Origin of the sequence: Halobellus limi, from assembly GCF_004799685.1 — an archaeon.
Lineage (GTDB): Archaea > Halobacteriota > Halobacteria > Halobacteriales > Haloferacaceae > Haloquadratum > Haloquadratum limi.
Genome location: NZ_CP031311.1, coordinates 274,195 through 290,614, shown reverse-complemented (window position 1 = coordinate 290,614; position 16,420 = coordinate 274,195). Strand labels below are relative to the sequence as shown.

Sequence of the window (16,420 nt, the reverse complement as noted above, 5' to 3'; positions counted from 1 at the left end):
TTAGCTCGCCGTCCGGCCGGACTGCTCTGCCGCCAGGGCGGTCGTGACCGCGTCCTGGGCGGTCACCGACGACCGGTTCGCGGCGTCGTCGCTCGTCGAGTTGTTCACGTCCTCGTAGGTCCGGATCCACGTCGTCTGCCAGGAGCCGTCGACGGACTCGTTCCGAAGCGGCTGGTCGTACCGCTCGACGTCGTCGGGGATCACGCTCTCGTTGATCTCCGAGTCGTCGATCGGGATGTCCGCGAGCATGAGCTTCTTCGTCATCGGGTTCATATCGTACCCGAGACGCTGCTGCGTGCGGTTGTAGTAGACCGCCTCATCGGGCGCACCGGCGGCGGCCCAGTCCTTGGGCTGTCGCGGGAGGTGCGGCCGCTTGTGGGCGTTCATGAACCCGGCGACGTCCTGGACGTCCTCCCAGTCGGAGAACGTGTGCGCCGCGCCGTACGGCATCGCCTCGCGGGTGAAGCCGGCGGACGTGTAGACGCGGCCCATTCCGGCCCCGTCGTTGAACGAGTCCGCGCCCCAAAGCGGCGGGTACTGCCCCTCGGTCCCCTGGCCGTCTGCACCGTGACAGGAGGCGCAGTTCTCGAGGTACAGCTCGGCCCCGCGGACCGGGTTGATCTCCGAGACCGGGACCTTCTCGTCGCCCTCCGGCTTCTCGATGTGTCGCCAGTAGGGGACGGTCTCGCTCGGGGTTCCCTTGTTCAACCAGACCATGTACGACTCCATCGCCTGGATCTCGCGGCTGTCGTACGCGGGGACGCCCTCCTCGGAGCCCGGCGCGTTCATACTCCGGAGGAAGCACCCCATGATCCGCTGGCGCATGTCCCGCATCCGCTGGGTGCGACCGGTCCACTCGGGGTAGCCGGCCGCGGTCCCGACGAGCGGGATCATGTCGATGTCCTGCCCGACCATTCCGGTCGTCGTGGGGAGGTCGCCCCCGCCGTGGCAGTTCGCACACGAGAGGTCGTTCCCGACGTGTTCGGGCATCTCGTTGGACGTGTTCGCGAAGAGCGAACGCCCCTCACGGATGAGTTCCCGGCGGTTCTCGTTCTCCGGGAGCGTCGAGTCGTTCATCTCCTTGGGGACGAAGTTGACCTCCTCGCCCGCGGTCGCGTTCTTGTACTCGAACCCCTGCTCGCGCAGGTCTTCGCTGTACCACTTGCTGCCGTTCCACGTGCCGGGGAGGTCGCGGGCCTCGCCGCCGCCGGCGCTGGCGGCCGGCGCGTCCGCCGGGCCGCCGAGGAACGCGACGGCACCGTTGATGGCGAACACGACGACGATCGCCGCGAACACCGTCCCGAAGACGAGGAGGACGGGTTTGAGCAGGAGCGTCGAGTCGCCCTGGCTCATTTACGTTCCCTCCTGGCGATCAGATGGTCTGTCATTTCTCATATCCCTCTGCGGTATCGTGTTTCCGAATCAAAATACGCGAGTAATAAAGCTTCCCCTCTGCACGGCTATCCGGCTGATATTCGCGATTTCGATGGACAGTATCAGTTATATCGTGTTATATGAGTCCATTACTACACTCGATTATCGGAACGACGACGGTAGGTTTTACTATCGCAGTCTAATAGCCGGGCATATCGATGAATCCACGAAAGGCGATGACGATCGCCTTCTTCGCCGCACTGCTCGGAATCGGGTACGTGTCGATGAACGCGGCGCCCGTGCTCTCCGGGGAGGGGTACTCCTACCACGGAGAGACGCGATGGCAGACCGATTACGCCGACGCCGTCGAGACCGCCGCCGCGGAGGACGAACCGGTCGTGATCTACTTCTGGACGACCTGGTGTACCTACTGTGAGGACTACAACCAGAACCACTACAGCGATCCGGCGGTGCGATCGGAGCTCGACGAGTTCACGAAGGTAGCGGTGAACTTAGACAGCGACGCCGAGGCCGACGCGCGGCTACAGCAGCGGTACAACGTCAACTACCCGCCGCAGCACGTCGTCGTGACGCCCGAGGGCGACGTGCTCACGCGGATCCCCGGCTACGCCCCGCCCGAGGATTTCCTCGCGTACCTGGAGACGGCCAGAGAGCGCTACCAGGACGGCGAGACGGCCGATAACGGATCGGTTACGACAGCCGCTACCGGACCGACGTCGACCCCCAGAGCGGCCTCGGCGATGACGACGGAGGCCGCACAGTGAACCCCGGAACGGTCCTGCTGGCGCTCGCGTTCCTCGCCGGACTGACGAGTACGTCCCTCCTCGCGCGAGCGTATCTCCTCGACGACGACCGGTACCTCCCGTGGGTTCCGAAGCTGACCGCGGCGACGGCGGTGCTCCTGGTCGGTGCCCTCTCGCATCTCACCTACCAGTTCGTGAGCCTCGACTACTCGAACGCCTACGTGTGGGAGAACACCGCCGCGTACCTCTCGGTGCTCTACCGCGTGACCGGCGTGTACGCGGCCAACGAGGGATCGGTGCTCCTGTGGGCCTCGATCGTCGCCGTCGTCGCGCTGATCGCCGGCGTGACCCGAGGATACCCGACGCGGCGCGGGAAGCTCGTTCACGCGCTCACCGTCGGCGTCGTGACGTACTTCGCGGCGATGCTGTTGCTGCAGAGCCCGTTCGCGTCGGTTCGGACGGCGTTCCCCAACGCGCCGCCGGGGTTCACGCCGACGAGCGGACAGGGGCTGAACCCCCTCCTCGTCGATCCGTACATGGCGATCCACCCCCCAGTGATGTTCGTCTCCTACGCGCTGCTGACGATGCCGTTCGCGATCGGAGCCGCACACTTCATCGCGCTGTTCCGCGGCGACGACGGCCTCTTCTCGGCGTGGATCGGCAGCGTGACCCGCTGGCTCCGACTCGGGTGGCTGTTTCTCACCGCCGCCGTCGCGCTCGGCGGCCTCTGGTCGTACACGGTGCTCGGCTGGGGCGGGATCTGGGCGTGGGACCCCGTCGAGACGGCCATCCTGATCCCGTGGCTGTTCCTGACCGCGACGTTGCACGCGGTCACCAACTACCGGCCCGGCGGCCGGTATCGGGTCCTCGCACCCGCGATGACCGCCAGCGTGTTCGCGCTCGCGGTGTACACGACGTCGGTGGTCAGAAGCGGCGTCTTCCGGAGCATCCACTCGTTCGCCGACGGCGGGATCGGGGCGTCGTTCCTCGTGCTGATGGGGGTGACGACCCTCCTCGGCGTCGTGCTCCCGCTCGCCTACTGGATGCTGACCGAGGAGAGCGACGCCGACGCATCCGCTTCCGAGCCGACCGAGGAGAGCCGTCTCGCCCGGTGGATCACCCGCTCGAACCTGCTACACCTCGCCGTCCTCCTCTTCGGGCTTCTCACCTTCGTGTCCCTCTGGGGCCTCTCGTTCCCGGTGCTCCGGAGCGCGATGACCGGCCTCGAGGTGTCCGTCGAATCGCGCTACTACAACCTGTGGAGTTACCCGCTCGTGCTCGCGGCCCTGCTCCTCCTCGGGTTCTACATGGACTACGACCGGGAGGGCCTCCGCCGGAGCCTCGTCGGACTGGCGGTGTTCGGCCTCGCGACGCTCGTCGGCGCCGCCGTCGCGCCGTCGGAGACATGGCGACTGGCGTCCGTTCGGCCGGGCGACGCGCTCGTCTATCAGGTGATCGGGGGCGCGAGCGCGCTCTCGGTGCTGCCGCCGGTGGCGTACGCGATTCTCGGGACGGTCAAGCGGACGTGGGGGCGGATCGTCGCCACGGAGAGTCGAGACGCGAAACTGAAGGAGACCGGAATCACGCTGATCCACGTCGGCGCGGCGCTGCTCGTTCTGTCGCTGCCGTTTATGTATCTCTTCGCCGGACAGGCGTCGGTGATGGCGACCGGCGTCGCGGCCGGCGCGGTCGATACCTCCCAGCGCGACGTCGGCGCGTCCGACTACGACGTCCGGGTGCTCGGCTACGAGCGGACCGAGTTCCCGACGGACCCCGAACCGGGGACGTACGCGCTCTCCTCGTCGCAGGTCCTCACGCGCGGACAGTCGCTGAACACGTCGGTGCAGACCGTCCACGGGACGGTGACGGCGATACGCGAGGGGCCGCAGGCGACGGTGGTGCAACTCGACGACTCCCAGGTGTGGATCGGCGTCGCCGGGAACGGGACGGTGGGCGTCGAAACCGGTCAGGAGGTCGTCGCCCGCGGGCAGGTGATGTGGGAGTTCGTCCCGACGGCCGACGTGATCGTCCTCGCCGGCCCCGAGACCGTCGGTCCCGCCGGCGATCCGCCGGATGCGGCCGTTCCGACCCGGGTGATCGCCACCGGCGTGTCCGTCGGGGTGTACGACGACAGCGGTCTCGTCGTCTCCGGCGTCGCCGGACAGCGGGAGTACCCCGAACAGGGCGGCCTCCAAGTCAGAGACGTGCTGATCGATCGCGGGGCGCTCGTCGACACGTACGTCATCGCCGGCGTCAGCGACGGGACCGCGTCGATGTCGGTCAAGCGGATCCCCTTCGTGACGCTGATGCGCCTGAGCATCCTGTCGCTCCTCCTCGGGATGCTGCTCGTGTTTGTCTTCGATCCGAAACACGGCGTGCGAACGAGTTCGGTCGTCGGCTCCGGCGAACCGAGCGCCGGGACGGCCCGCGATCGACCGGAGGGCGTCACGGAGGTGTCGGACCGATGAGACGGCTGCTCGCGCTCATCGTGGTTCTCAGCGCGCTCGCGTTCGTCCCCGTCGCCAGCGCGACGACGACGGTGGGCGGGACGGTCACGGTCGACGGCGGGAGCGCGGACGGCGCCCGCGTCGAGGTCGTCCCGCTCACGGAGCAGCAGCAGCGGACGGACGACGCGGTGACGACGACGGTCGAGGGAACGTCCTTCTCGGTCGAGGCGCCGGACGCGCCGGCGTACGCCGTCCGGATCGAACACGAGGGCGCGACGCACTACGAGGTGCTACAGAACCGTACGCGGGTCGAGGTGGAACTGTCCCAGCAGCTCTCCGGACGGGTCGTCGATGCCGACGGGACTGCACAGTCCGGCGCGGTCGTCGAACTGATCGACGAGAACGAGTTCGTCGTCGATACGAAACGGACGAACGAGACGGGCGCGTTCGCGTTCGGTCCGCTCGAACCCGACGAGACCTACGAGCTCCGCACCACCGTCGGGAACGCGGCGTACCGGCGGACCGTCGATCCGTCGGCGGATGGGAACGTGACGGTCACCGCGCTGCCGCCGACGAACGACACGTCCGTGCTCGGCGTCGCGAATCGGACGCCGACGGGTCACGTCGTGCAGATCGTGCCGCCGGCGAACGACTCGGAGGCGCCGAGCGTCGTCGAGACGATCGCCTTCGAGAACCCGAGCGACCGGCCGTTCCTCGGGACTGTGACGGTCGGACTGCCCGCCGACGCGTCGGCGTACGCCGCGATGGTCGACGGCTCAGGGGCGGAGTATCGGCGGACGGACGCGGGCGTCGAGCTGAACGTCAGCGTGCCGGCGAACGGGAGCACCCAGGTCGGCGCGGCCTACGACCTGACCGGGACGCGGTTCGAGAAGGAGGTCCGGCGGAACACGACGTCGCTCGCGGTGGTTCTCCAGGGCTACGACCCCTCGCGGGTGCGTCACTCGTCGAACCTCCGGACCGGGTCAGCACCGATCCCGCTTCTCACGACGAACGAGTCGCTGGCGACGGGGACGACGATCAGCGTCGACGTCGCCGGGGCGCGGACGAACGCCACCGGATCGACCGCCGGAAGCGACTCGACGGCGAACGCGGTCGAACCGTCGTCCTCAGAGAGCGGGTCGATCCCGTCGTTCCCCGGCGCCCCGATCCTCGCGGGGGTCTTCGGTGCGGTCGCCGTCGGCCTCGGGGCGTACCGAGCGACGCGCCCGGAGTGACGTCTCCGTCGCGCGCGCAAGAGAAAAATCAGGAGTATTTTTAAGCCCGCTGTCGTAGCAGCGTTCATATGTTCAAGGCCATCGTGAGCGCGTCTACGCTCCAGGACGCGCTCGATTCGGTGAGCGTGCTGGTCGACGAGTGCAAGATCCGACTGAACGAGGACGAACTGTCGATCCGCGCCGTCGACCCCGCGAACGTCGGCATGGTCGATCTCTCGCTGGACGCCGCCGCCTTCGAGTCCTACGAGGCCGACGGGGGCGTCATCGGCGTCAACCTCGCGAAACTCGAAGACTTCGTCGGGATGGCCTCGGGAGACGAACTCGTCGAACTGGAACTCGACGAGGAGACCCGTAAGCTCAACATCCGGATGGACGGCCTCTCCTCGACGCTCGCTCTCATCGACCCCGACTCGATCCGCCAGGAGCCCGACATTCCGGACCTCGACCTGGCGGCCGAGATCGTCCTCGAGGGCGCACAGCTCGACCGCGGGATCAAGGCCGCGGACATGGTCTCCGATCACGTCCGCCTCCGCGTCGACGCCGACGACGAGGCGTTCCACATTCAGGCCGAGGGCGACACCGACGACGTCGACTTCGAGCTCGACGCCGACGACCTCATCGCGCTCACGGCCGGCACCGCCGACTCGCTGTTCTCGCTGGACTACCTGAAGGACATGAACAAGGCGATCCCGAAGGCCGCCGAGGTCACCGTCGAACTCGGCGAGGAGTTCCCGGTGAAGATCCACTACGCGGTCGCGGAGGGGCAGGGCAACGTCACGTACATGCTCGCGCCGCGGATCCAGAGCGACTAGGTCGCCGTTCTTCGCGTATCGGTCCGTCAGACGCGAATAGACCGACGGTGCCACCCCGTCGCCCCGCTCGGACGGGGCGAACTCCGTTCTTCGGTCTGTACTTCGCCCTCCCGAGTGATCGCGCGGACGACGACCTCGAACTCCGAGCGGTCGGGCGCGTCGAAGGCGTGCCGCCACCGCCGCCACGCGTGGGGCGCGATCGGCGCCTCCAACTCGGCCTCGCGCCAGGAGTCGCCGCCGTCGACGCTGACCTCCACGGCGGCGATCTCCTCGACGCCGGTCTCCAGGCCGCCGAAGGCGACGCCCCCGACGGTGACCCGATCGCCGTCGCGTTCGGCGCCGCGGACGTACGACATCGTGTTGACGACCGCCTCCTCGTCCCACCCGCGGGACTCCCAGTAGGCCTCGTGGTCCGCGGTCGAGACCTCGATTCTCGTGATCCACTTGGTCATCTTCATCCCGTACCGCCCGGGGACGAGCAACCTGGCGGGAAAACCGTGTTCGGTCGGGAGCGGCCCCGATCCCATCTCGTAGGCGATCAGGATGTCCTCGCGCTCGACGATGTCGAGCGGGACCGCCTCGCTGTACCCGTCGGCGGCGTGGGTGACGACGTCGACCGCCCCGTCGACGGGATCGGCGTCGGCCACCAGATCCGACAGTTGGACGCCCGTCCAGCGGGGCGTCCCGACGAGGTCGCCGCCGACGGTGTTCGAGACGCAGACCATCGTCATGATCTGCTCGACGCTCGCGTCGTGTGCGCGCAACTCGTCGTAGCTCAGGCCGTAGGGGCTCTCGACCGCGCCGTCGACGTCGAGGCTCCACGAGTCGGAATCGACGTCCGGCGGTCGGATGTTGATGTCGACGACGTAGTGGTCTTCAGCGGGCGTGACCGCCGCCGGCATCCCCGCGAAGTCGAACCGGGGATCGCCGGGACCGGCGGTCGACTGCGACGTTCCTCCGGCGTCGGCACCGCCGTCGTTCGTCTCGACGTCGTCCGCGACGTCACCCCCGGCCCCGCCGCGACCGCTCCCACCCGCGAATCGGTCGAAGGCCGCGCGCAGACCGACGAGCGATCCTGTGCCGACGAGCGCGACGGAGCCGACCCGTCGGAGGAACCGTCGGCGGTCCGGTTCGGAAGAGGTCCTCGCCGTCGAGAGCAGTCGGTCCGCGAGATACGGCGGCGTGACGGCGACGGCGACGCCGAGGACCGCTCCGGGCGAGGGGGGTGCTCCGGCGGCGAGGAAGACGGCCGCAGTCGCACCCACCCCCAGAACGCCGGCCAGGAGCGGCGTCTCCGGCCGGACCCGCGGCCAGACGATCCGCGCGACCGCCGAGAGGGCGGCGATCCCGACGAGCACCGATCCCAGAAGCACCGGCTTCGCGGAGAACCCCAGGAGGCCGACAGCCAGCGTCGACAGCCACCCCGGCGAGCGGACGATGATGGCCTCCGCGAGGGCGACGGGAGCGAACCCGCCGACGAGCGGGGCGGCAACGTACAGTCCGGCGAGCCACACGGTACCGACGGCGGCGCCCACTGCGCCGCGCCGCACGGGCGTCGAATGCATAGCGTTACCACGGGTCCCAGAGGGATAACGCTGCGGCGTAGCTGCCGGGGAGAATCACGACACCGACAGAGACGACGGCAAGGCGCGTCCGATCGCTCAGCCGCGGTGCCGATCGATCACGCGCTTGGCCGCCTCGGCCTTCTCCTTCCACCCGTAGCCCGCCTCGTAGACGTGGCGCTTCGCGTCGACGAGCGCCTCGGGCGAGGGCTCCTCGAACCCGCCGCGGGCCCACGCGCCGCTATCGCGGAGCCACTCGATAACGTTCTCGCGCGTCTCCGACCACGAGAGGCCGACCATCTCGTACCACGCGATCATCGCGAAAACCGCGTTGTCGTGACAGCCGGGGACGCTCCCGTTGCGGTAGATGGTGCGCATCGGCTCGCGGGTCGGCTCCGACACCTCCTCGCGGAACTCCTCGGACGTGCGAAGGCGGAGCACGTCGTTGCCCTCCGTGACCCGCTCGTCGCGCTTCAGGCGTTCGAGCGCCGCCCGGTGGAGCGCGCCCCACTCGCCGTCGACGGCGTCGTACAGTTCCGACTCCTCGGTCGGCGCGGCCGTGAGACGGGCCACGATGTCGGTGTAGGCCTTTTCCACCTCCGGCCAGGGCGTCCCCTCGAACTCGCAGTCGGCGTCGTGGAGGCTGTTCGTGGCCCGGCAGTCGGGGCACGGGTAGTCGAACTGCGGCACGGGGAGAGAGAGGAGCGGGGCCGTCTTAGATGATACGGTGTCGCGGTCGGCGGCGACGTCGAGGGGAAGACGGTGCTGCGGCCGGCGGATCGGACGCTCGGGGACGTCCGATCGGCGCGAGTCGCTTGATCGTCGTGTTTATTCGGCGGCAGGGGAAAGAGGAGGGCGATGCCGATGGATCCGCTCTACGCGCGCTATCCGTTCTTCCGGGGGGCGCGCGAGGCCGTCCGCGAGGCCGACATCTCGCCGGCGGCGCTCATCGCCGAGGACGCCCCGGCCGTCGAGCGGGGCACAGAGCGGGTCAGACGCGCGCTGATGGAGGGGACCGTCGCTCCCGAGGACCCCTCGCGGTGGGACAACAGGGAGAAGCTGCTCTCGTATCCGATCGCGCGGATCCTCGTCTCGCTGATCGAGACGCCGGCGGCCGTCGAGAAGTACGCCACGGCGGAGGCCGCGACGGCGCGCGAGCGGTTCGAGGAGGACTTCGCGGCCGACGACGACATCCGGAGCACGGGGCGGCGGCGCGCGTCGCTGGAGGAAGTCCTGCGGGACTTCGACCTCGCTGACGCCGTCCGCCCCGAGCGGGACGGACCGGGTGGAGAGACGACGGGAAGCGCGGGGCCGAGCGGAAGCGGCCGCGGCGGTCGCGGCCCCACTCACTACTGGGTCGGGATCGGCCCGTATCTGGACCTCGCCGACGCCGACTGGGGCGAGCGCTGGCGCCTGGCCAACCGGGAGGTCGCGGACGGCGAGGTCCGGGTCCCCGCCGACCACCTCTCGCGGCTCCTCGAAGCGGCCGTGGAGCGACGCGTGGCGGAGGGCCTCCCGTTCGAGGTTCGCGGCACCGACGGCGGCGACGCCATCGCGGCGGCGCTGGAAGAGGCCGTCTCGGAGCTCCGAGGCCTGCTCGACGACCACGACGCCGTCGATCCGCGGCGGGTCGACACGGTCGTTCCGGCCCTGTTTCCGCCGTGTATGCGGACGCTCGTCCGCCGCGCCCGCGGCGACGAGGCGCTCTCGGAGCACGCCGAGTTCTCGCTCGTCTCCTTCCTCGCGGCGCTCGGGATGGACCGCGGCGACGTGACGACGCTCCTCGACGTCGACGCCGAGAGCGAGACCGGCGCGCGCATCGAGACGCGTATCGAGTACCTCGCGGAGAGCGACGGGACGCAGTACCCGCCGCCGTCGTGTTCGACGATGAAGGCGTACGGCACCTGCGTCGACCCCGACGAGCGCTGTGAGACGATCTCGCACCCGCTGTCGTACTACACCGATGCGCTCGGGGACGCCGGCGACGTCCGCGATTGGCGTGAGACCGCCGCGGACGGACAGTAACGACCGACAGCGTTCGGGGACGTCCGAAGCGGCGGAGACGGCGAGAAAGGGGCAGGGGGTGATTTCGAGGTACTCAGTCCTGCAGGATCACGCCGACGCCGGCCATCACGAGGACGAAAAGCGCGATCGCGCCGACGAGCGCGAGGCCGCCGGTGTCGCCGAGGTCCGGGCCGAACGTGACACCGATGCCGACGAAGAGCGCGAAGAACGCACCGACGGAGACGATAGAGACCACGATCTTCCGGCGCATCGCCGCGTCGATATCCATACCGCTGCCTTCCGGAGGACGTTCTAAAAGGGCTTCGATGCGACGCGACGCCGCCGAACTCCACCTGAAACGAGGGTTTAGGGTCGTCGAGCACGTACCGTACGTAACGAGAAGGCGGTCCCCCAGCGACGGAACCGCACTCTCGGGAGAGCCTCCGATGACGCACATCAGAAATCCACCCGCGTCAGGAAAAGCGGCCGTTTCGAGCGACACCGCTCCCGACCGGTCGCGCGACGCCCGCCCTGCGGACGGAACCGCATCCGGCGATCGGCGCGGATCGACTGCGACCGACGGACGCGGCCGTACCTTCCCCGCCGACGGATACGACGGCCGCGCGTACCGCGCACGCGCCGAACCGATGGTAGTCAGACCGCTGCGGGACGGTCGCTACGTCGTCGAGAGCGACGGCGGGACGTACGTCGTCGCCGCCGAGCGGACGACGTGTACCTGCCCGGACAGTGCGATCCGCGGCGCTCGCTGCAAGCATATCCGTCGCGTGAGCCTCGAAATCGAGGCGGGGAACGTCCCCGGACCGAACGAGCGCGAGCGCGTCTGTGCCGTCTGCGGCGGCCGGACGTTCGGTCCGATCGACGACGGGGGGCCGGCGCTCTGTGCGCGACACGAGCACGCGCCCGGCGACCTCGTCCGCGATCGGGAGACCGGAACACTCCTCGCGGTCGTCGAGGCCGTCGGCGAGCGGGCCGACGAGACGCCGACCGACGAGGGACGCCTGGTCTCGGAATACGAGACGAACGCGGCCTACGGCGGGCAGGAGCCGGTGTTCGCGGCGGTCTACGTGGAGTCGCTGCCGGCCGACGCCGACGGGGGACGACGGTATCTGTTCCCGGCCTCGCGGCTGCAGCACCTCGACGAGAGCAGAGCGCCCGAGAAGCGGCGCGGCTGCGGCGAAAGGGGAATCGGAGACGGCGGCGAAAGCGGAGTCAAAGACGGCGACGAAAGCGGGGTCGGAAACGACGGCATCGGCAGTCACCGAGACGCCGCCGCCGACACGCCCCCGCTACTCGACGCCGTCGTCGACGTCACCGACGTCGGTCAGCCGTGACTGCCCGGGGCCGCCGACGAACGACTCGAAGTCCTCGCCCTCCGCGAGCGCTTTCTCCTTCTTGACCCGGTAGTTGCCGCCGTCGGTCACGTGGAGGTCGCCCGGGTGGAAGAAGAACCACTCCTCGCGGTCGAACCGGACGCCGATCCGGGCCTTCGCGCCGAAGTTCTGCGCGAAGTAGATCAGCGCCTCGACCTCCTCGCCGGAGAGGTAGATCGGTCGGCCGGAACTGGACTTCGCCTCGATGGCGTAGAAGACGTCGCCGTCGCCGGCGAGCACGTCCGGGAGTTCCCGCTCGGTCGCCGATCCGGAGGCGGGCGCACGCATCACCGCGAATCCGGCCTCGTCGAGGCGGTTGACCAGTTCGCGCTCGCGGCGGTCGCCCTTCCGATTCGAGGACATACGCGGACGGTGGCGTTTGCGACTGATTACAGTAGCGTTTCCGAGGCCTCACTCGCGCGACCGCACGACGCCGACGTCGAGTAGACCGGAGTCTCCGACCGATACTGCAGAACGCCGAAAGTGGCGTCTCGCCCCGCGAGACCGGTCTGTCAGGCCGATCGAAATAAATCCGCGGGTATATATGTCCAAAATGCCATCAATCGGGTAATACGTCGTTCCGTGGGCGGTCGCGTCCTCGTCGAACGAGTGCGCACACGCAAATGAACACAGATACACCCGTTTCGAACGTCGTCCTCGTCACCGTCGACTCGCTGAGAGCCGACGCGATCGGCGCGTACGACGACGACCGGCACACGCCGGTGATGGACGACCTCGCCGACCGCGGAACGGTGTTCGAGCGGGCGTTCGCGACCGGCAACTGGACGCCCTTTTCCTTCCCCTCGATCCTGGCGTCGCGGCCGGTGTTCGCCGACTCCGGCGAGATCGGCGTCGAGACCGTGGCGACGCTCGCGGAGACGGTCTCCGAGGCGGGCGTCGCGACCGGCGGGTTCAACGCCGCGAACGGGTTTCTCACCTCTCACTGGGGGTACGACGACGGCTTCGACGAGTTCGAACCGTTCGTCGCCAGCGTCGGATCGAGCATCTACAGCCGCTACCTCGCGACGCACCCGACGGTCGAGGCGTGGCTCCAGTTGGCCGCGTCGCCGATCCGACGGGTCCGGTCGCGGCTCGCCGGCAACACCGACGATCGACCGTTTCTGGACACCTCGCGGATGTTCGACGTCGAACACGCCGCCGGCGAGTTCCTCGAAGCGGCCGAGGAGCCGTTCTTCCTCTGGGTGCACTACATGGACACCCACACGCCGTACGTGCCCGCGCCGCGCTACATTCGGGAGGTGTCGGACGGAATCTTGGGCACCCACCGGATGCTGCACGCCCACACGCGGACCGGCCTCGGCTGGGAGGTCGACGAGCGGACCCTCGACGAACTCCGCACGCTGTATCAGGCGGCCGCTCGACAGGTCGACGCCAGCATCGGCCGACTGCTGGACGAACTCGCGGCCAACGGTCTCGACGACGAGACGGCCGTCGTCCTGGCGGGCGACCACGGCGAGGAGTTCCAGGAACACGGCCACCTCGCACACTACCCCAAACTGTACGACGAACTGATCCACGTGCCGTTCGTCGTCGACGTGCCGGGCGCGGAGGGTCGTCGGGTCGAACGGCAGGTCGGCCTGGACGCCATCCCGCCGACGGTGACCGAGCTGCTCGGGATCGACGCCCCCGAGGAGTGGACCGGCGACTCGCTGGCGTCGACCGTCCTCGACGGCGACGAACCGGCCGACGAACCGGTGGTCTCCGTCACCGTCCGCGGCGAGGACGTGACCGCCCAGCCGATCCCGCGGTCGCTCGGCGACGGGGACCTGCTGGTGAGCGTCCGCGACCGCGACTGGACGTACATCCGAAACGTCGACGAGGAAGTCGAAGAGGTGTACTACCGCCCGGACGATCCGACCCAGCAGGACGACCGCTCCGACGGCGACGAGCGCGCACGGACCGACCGCGTCGACGGCGACGGTGACGGGGGCGCGCGGACCGACCGCGCCGACGGCGACGCCCGAGCGGTCGTCAGGCGCTTCCGACCGATCGTCGACGCCCACGCGGAACTGCTCCGCGAGAAGGGCGACGCCGCGGCGGCGGCCGGCGACGTCGACGAGGACCTCGGCGCGCGGCTGGAGGCGCTCGGCTACCGATAAGATGCTCCGGAGCTTCCTTCGCAACCTCCATAGCGGTCCGCTCGCGCTTCAGTTGCGTCGCTTCGTCGCCGTCGGCGCGGTCACCGCCGGGATCCAGATGGTGCTCCTGTGGCTCTTTGTCGACGTCGCCGGACTGTTCTACCTCCTCGGCGCGCTGTTCTCGATCGAGATCACGATCGTTCTCTCGTACGTCCTCAACAACGCCTGGACGTTCGAGGCCACGCAGAACACCGGGACGGCCGAGTACCTCTACGGACTGCTCAAGACGAACGTCGTCCGCGGGACGGCGATTCCCATCCAGCTCGCGGTGCTGTACCTGCTGGTCGAGTCGCTGTCGATCCTGTATCTCGCCGCCAACGCCGTGGCGATCTTCGTGAGCGGGATCTACCGGTACGTGCTCGATGCGAAGTGGACGTGGGGGCAGTAGGCGGCCGAGCGCACGACCGACGAGTCGCGTCGGCGGAGACACCTCGCGTTACGGCCACTCCGGGGACCACACCGACTGCCGAGACGTCGAGAGACTACGTCCCGTGGCTCCAGCTGTCCATGTACTCGGCCTGTGCGTCGGTGAGCGAATCGATCTCGACGCCCTCGGCGTCGAGTTTGATCTCTGCGACCTCTCTGTCGAGTTCGTCGGGGACGTCGTGGACGCCGGCGTCGTACTCGTCGCCGTGCTCGACGAGTTCGCGGACGCAGACCGCCTGGATTCCGAAGGACTGGTCCATCACCTCGACGGGGTGACCCAGGGCGATGGGCGAGGCGAGGTTGACGAGTCGCCCCTCGGCGAGGACGTTGAGGCGGCGGCCGTCCGCCATCTCGTAGGCGCGGACGCCGTCGCGCGCCTCGTACTCGTCGACCGCGAGGTCGGAGAGCGCGTCGAGGTCGATCTCGATGTCGAAGTGCCCGGCGTTCGCGAGCAGCGCGCCGTCTTTCATCTCCGCGAAGTCCTCGCGGGTGATGACGTCGCGGTTGCCAGTCGTCGTGACGAAGACGTCGCCGACCTCGGCGGCCTCGTTCATCGGCATCACGTCGTAGCCCTCCATGTGCGCCTCCAGCGCGCGTCGGGGTTCGACCTCGGTGACGATCACGTTCGCGTTCTGGCCGGCGGCCTTCTTCGCGACGCCCTTCCCGCAGTAGCCGTAGCCGCCGACGACGACGTTTTTACCCGCATACGAGAGGTTCGTCGTCATCGCGATGGTCGAGAGCGAGGACTCGCCGGTCCCGTGGACGTTGTCGAACAACCGCTTCATCGGGGTGTCGTTGACGGCGAACACCGGATACTTCAGCTCGCCGTCGTCGTCCATCGCGCGCAGGCGGTGGACGCCCGTCGTCGTCTCCTCGGCCCCGCCGACGATGGTGTCGATGAGTTCGGGGTAGTCCTCGTGGATGGCGTAGACCATGTCCATCCCGTCGTCGACGGTGATCGTCGGGTCGTGGGAGACGACGGACTCGATGGCGGCGTAGTAGTCGTCGTCGCCGACGCCGCGCTTCGCGTAGGAAGTGATGTGGTCGTTGGCATCGAGCGCCGCGCTCACGTCGTCGTGGGTCGAGAGAGGGTTACAGCCCGTGATCGCGACCTCGGCGCCACCGAGGGCGAGCAGTTCAACGAGGTTCGCCGTCTTCGCCTCGACGTGCATCGCCATCCCGAGTGTCTGCCCTTCGAGCGGCTTCGACTCCCGGAACTGCTCGCGGAGTTCCTGCAGGATGGGCATATGTTGCAGCGCCCAGTCCATCTTCCGCCGCCCCTCGGTGCGAGCGTCCTCGAGGTCGTCGAGTTGCTCGCCGATCGGTGGATACGCACTCATATCTCCCGGTTACGGCAGGCGGGCCAAAACGCTACCGACCTACCTTTTTGACGTGGCGGGTTTCCTCGCTCACTGCGTTCGCTGCGGGAACCCGCCACGCAAAAACCTAGAGGGAAAAATGCCGCTCGGCTCGCGCTCGCGAGCCTCGCGGTACAACTGCTGGAACACTACAGCAGGAACTACTGGAACAACTACAACGACGTGAGTGTGCCCCCCGCGTTGTCCCAACTCTTCTCTGGCACCGGCTACTGCCCCGCGACAGCAGCGTTCGGTTCGAGTTCTGTGAGCACACGACCACCGCAGCGCGTCGACGGACCCCCCTAGGTTTATATCCGAACACGGGACCACAGCCGGCGTGACCTAGGATTCACCCCGCGTCGGGTCGCGGTTGCTCGGCACGTCGACGCGGAAGGGGACGGCGACGACACGTCGGGGGTGCCGTCGTTAGCGGGTGCCGACTGTTCGCCATTCGAGATCCGGAGCACGTACTGCTTCTCGACCGGTTTCGAAACCGCAATTCGACCGCCGGTAAACGTTTCAGTAATCGCGCCGAACACACAACCGTCGGAGATGTCCGCACCCGAAAGCGATCCGAACCGCGAAGACGGGAGAGAGGCTCCGCTACCGCGGTCGGACGCACTGACGCTACTGGCGAGCGACTCCGGTGCCGAGCTGCTGCAGGCCGCAGGACGGCCGGGGACCGCCTGCGAACTACGCGACCGCTCGGGAATTCCGCTGTCGACGGTCTACCGCGAGGCGCACAAGCTCGTCGAGGCGGGGCTGCTCGAAGAGCGCGTCCGCGTCGACGCCGAGAACGGCCGGCACGCCAGCGTCTACGAACGTTCCGTCGAGTCGCTGACGGTGTCGATCACCGACGAGGGCGTCGAAGTCCGACCCGAGTGACTA

14 protein-coding genes and 1 pseudogene are annotated in these 16,420 nt (G+C 68.5%); 9 read left to right on the top strand and 6 right to left on the bottom strand.

Annotated features, from left to right (window positions below):
* Window positions 1–1,353, bottom strand: a complete 1,353-nt coding sequence (locus DV707_RS01450) for a c-type cytochrome (protein WP_103990951.1) — start codon at window positions 1,351–1,353, stop codon at window positions 1–3.
* 239 nt (window positions 1,354–1,592) lie between these two features.
* On the opposite strand from DV707_RS01450, the gene DV707_RS01445 reads away from it, so the two are divergent.
* The 4 genes from DV707_RS01445 to DV707_RS01430 all read left to right on the top strand — a co-directional run bounded on the left by DV707_RS01445 (window position 1,593) and on the right by DV707_RS01430 (window position 6,632).
* Complete coding sequence (locus tag DV707_RS01445) at window positions 1,593–2,159, top strand: thioredoxin family protein (RefSeq protein WP_200820855.1); 567 nt, start codon at window positions 1,593–1,595, stop codon at window positions 2,157–2,159.
* Window positions 2,156–4,606 carry a cytochrome c biogenesis protein CcsA gene (gene ccsA / locus DV707_RS01440; RefSeq protein WP_103990952.1) on the top strand — a complete coding sequence of 817 codons (2,451 nt, stop codon included), beginning with the start codon at window positions 2,156–2,158 and terminating at the stop codon, window positions 4,604–4,606. Before DV707_RS01445 ends, ccsA begins: the two co-directional genes overlap by 4 nt.
* A complete protein-coding gene (locus DV707_RS01435) occupies window positions 4,603–5,820 on the top strand; it encodes a carboxypeptidase-like regulatory domain-containing protein (protein ID WP_103990953.1) in 1,218 nt (405 codons plus the stop codon). The genes ccsA and DV707_RS01435 overlap by 4 nt, the downstream gene beginning before the upstream one ends.
* 68 nt (window positions 5,821–5,888) lie before the next feature.
* Entirely contained in the window at window positions 5,889–6,632 is a 744-nt protein-coding gene (locus DV707_RS01430; protein ID WP_103990954.1) for a DNA polymerase sliding clamp, read from the top strand.
* 26 nt (window positions 6,633–6,658) lie between these two features.
* Here DV707_RS01430 and DV707_RS01425 read toward each other — a convergent pair whose 3' ends face one another.
* Together DV707_RS01425 and DV707_RS01420 are read right to left on the bottom strand one after the other, a co-directional pair.
* The gene (locus DV707_RS01425; protein ID WP_136361783.1) at window positions 6,659–8,197 is read right to left on the bottom strand and encodes a molybdopterin-dependent oxidoreductase; all 1,539 of its coding nucleotides are present in this window, start codon (window positions 8,195–8,197) and stop codon (window positions 6,659–6,661) included.
* Between the two features lie 96 nt (window positions 8,198–8,293).
* Window positions 8,294–8,884, bottom strand: a complete 591-nt coding sequence (locus tag DV707_RS01420) for a DUF7474 family protein (protein WP_103990956.1) — start codon at window positions 8,882–8,884, stop codon at window positions 8,294–8,296.
* Between the two features lie 174 nt (window positions 8,885–9,058).
* Between DV707_RS01420 and DV707_RS01415 the strand changes: the two genes are divergently transcribed.
* The gene (locus tag DV707_RS01415; RefSeq protein ID WP_103991270.1) at window positions 9,059–10,219 is read left to right on the top strand and encodes a DNA primase; all 1,161 of its coding nucleotides are present in this window, start codon (window positions 9,059–9,061) and stop codon (window positions 10,217–10,219) included.
* 73 nt (window positions 10,220–10,292) lie between these two features.
* Here the strand turns inward: DV707_RS01415 and DV707_RS01410 are convergent, their stop codons facing one another.
* Window positions 10,293–10,487 (bottom strand): DUF7472 family protein, encoded by a 195-nt coding sequence (locus DV707_RS01410; protein ID WP_103990957.1) that lies wholly within the window; start codon window positions 10,485–10,487, stop codon window positions 10,293–10,295.
* A gap of 157 nt (window positions 10,488–10,644) precedes the next feature.
* Here DV707_RS01410 and DV707_RS18865 point away from each other — a divergent pair.
* A pseudogene (locus DV707_RS18865) lies at window positions 10,645–11,358 on the top strand (SWIM zinc finger family protein); the annotation flags it as partial.
* Window positions 11,359–11,505: 147 nt separating this feature from the next.
* Here the strand turns inward: DV707_RS18865 and hjc are convergent.
* The gene (hjc, locus tag DV707_RS01400) at window positions 11,506–11,952 is read right to left on the bottom strand and encodes a Holliday junction resolvase Hjc (protein ID WP_103990959.1); all 447 of its coding nucleotides are present in this window, start codon (window positions 11,950–11,952) and stop codon (window positions 11,506–11,508) included.
* A 260-nt stretch (window positions 11,953–12,212) separates the two neighbouring features.
* Here hjc and DV707_RS01395 point away from each other — a divergent pair, with 260 nt between their 5' ends.
* Together DV707_RS01395 and DV707_RS01390 are read left to right on the top strand one after the other, a co-directional pair.
* Window positions 12,213–13,709 (top strand): sulfatase, encoded by a 1,497-nt coding sequence (locus tag DV707_RS01395; RefSeq protein WP_103990960.1) that lies wholly within the window; start codon window positions 12,213–12,215, stop codon window positions 13,707–13,709.
* A 1-nt stretch (window position 13,710) separates the two neighbouring features.
* Entirely contained in the window at window positions 13,711–14,136 is a 426-nt protein-coding gene (locus DV707_RS01390; RefSeq protein ID WP_103990961.1) for a GtrA family protein, read from the top strand.
* Between the two features lie 94 nt (window positions 14,137–14,230).
* On the opposite strand, the gene DV707_RS01385 is transcribed toward DV707_RS01390, so the two are convergent.
* Window positions 14,231–15,514, bottom strand: coding sequence for an adenosylhomocysteinase (locus tag DV707_RS01385; protein WP_103990962.1), 1,284 nt, complete (start codon window positions 15,512–15,514; stop codon window positions 14,231–14,233).
* Window positions 15,515–16,084: 570 nt separating this feature from the next.
* Between DV707_RS01385 and DV707_RS01380 the strand changes: the two genes are divergently transcribed.
* Window positions 16,085–16,417 (top strand): helix-turn-helix domain-containing protein, encoded by a 333-nt coding sequence (locus DV707_RS01380; protein WP_103990963.1) that lies wholly within the window; start codon window positions 16,085–16,087, stop codon window positions 16,415–16,417.
* Window positions 16,418–16,420 lie beyond the last annotated feature (3 nt).

Bases quoted from the DNA above. Each gene is read 5' to 3' on its own strand.
- DV707_RS01450 (WP_103990951.1), bottom strand. From the start codon at position 1,353: ATGAGCCAGGGCGACTCGACGCTCCTGCTCAAACCCGTCCTCCTCGTC.
- DV707_RS01445 (WP_200820855.1), top strand. From the start codon at position 1,593: ATGAATCCACGAAAGGCGATGACGATCGCCTTCTTCGCCGCACTGCTC.
- DV707_RS01435 (WP_103990953.1), top strand. From the start codon at position 4,603: ATGAGACGGCTGCTCGCGCTCATCGTGGTTCTCAGCGCGCTCGCGTTC.
- DV707_RS01430 (WP_103990954.1), top strand. From the start codon at position 5,889: ATGTTCAAGGCCATCGTGAGCGCGTCTACGCTCCAGGACGCGCTCGAT.
- DV707_RS01425 (WP_136361783.1), bottom strand. From the start codon at position 8,197: ATGCATTCGACGCCCGTGCGGCGCGGCGCAGTGGGCGCCGCCGTCGGT.
- DV707_RS01415 (WP_103991270.1), top strand. From the start codon at position 9,059: ATGGATCCGCTCTACGCGCGCTATCCGTTCTTCCGGGGGGCGCGCGAG.
- DV707_RS01410 (WP_103990957.1), bottom strand. From the start codon at position 10,487: ATGGATATCGACGCGGCGATGCGCCGGAAGATCGTGGTCTCTATCGTC.
- hjc (WP_103990959.1), bottom strand. From the start codon at position 11,952: ATGTCCTCGAATCGGAAGGGCGACCGCCGCGAGCGCGAACTGGTCAAC.
- DV707_RS01395 (WP_103990960.1), top strand. From the start codon at position 12,213: ATGAACACAGATACACCCGTTTCGAACGTCGTCCTCGTCACCGTCGAC.
- DV707_RS01390 (WP_103990961.1), top strand. From the start codon at position 13,711: ATGCTCCGGAGCTTCCTTCGCAACCTCCATAGCGGTCCGCTCGCGCTT.
- DV707_RS01385 (WP_103990962.1), bottom strand. From the start codon at position 15,514: ATGAGTGCGTATCCACCGATCGGCGAGCAACTCGACGACCTCGAGGAC.
- DV707_RS01380 (WP_103990963.1), top strand. From the start codon at position 16,085: ATGTCCGCACCCGAAAGCGATCCGAACCGCGAAGACGGGAGAGAGGCT.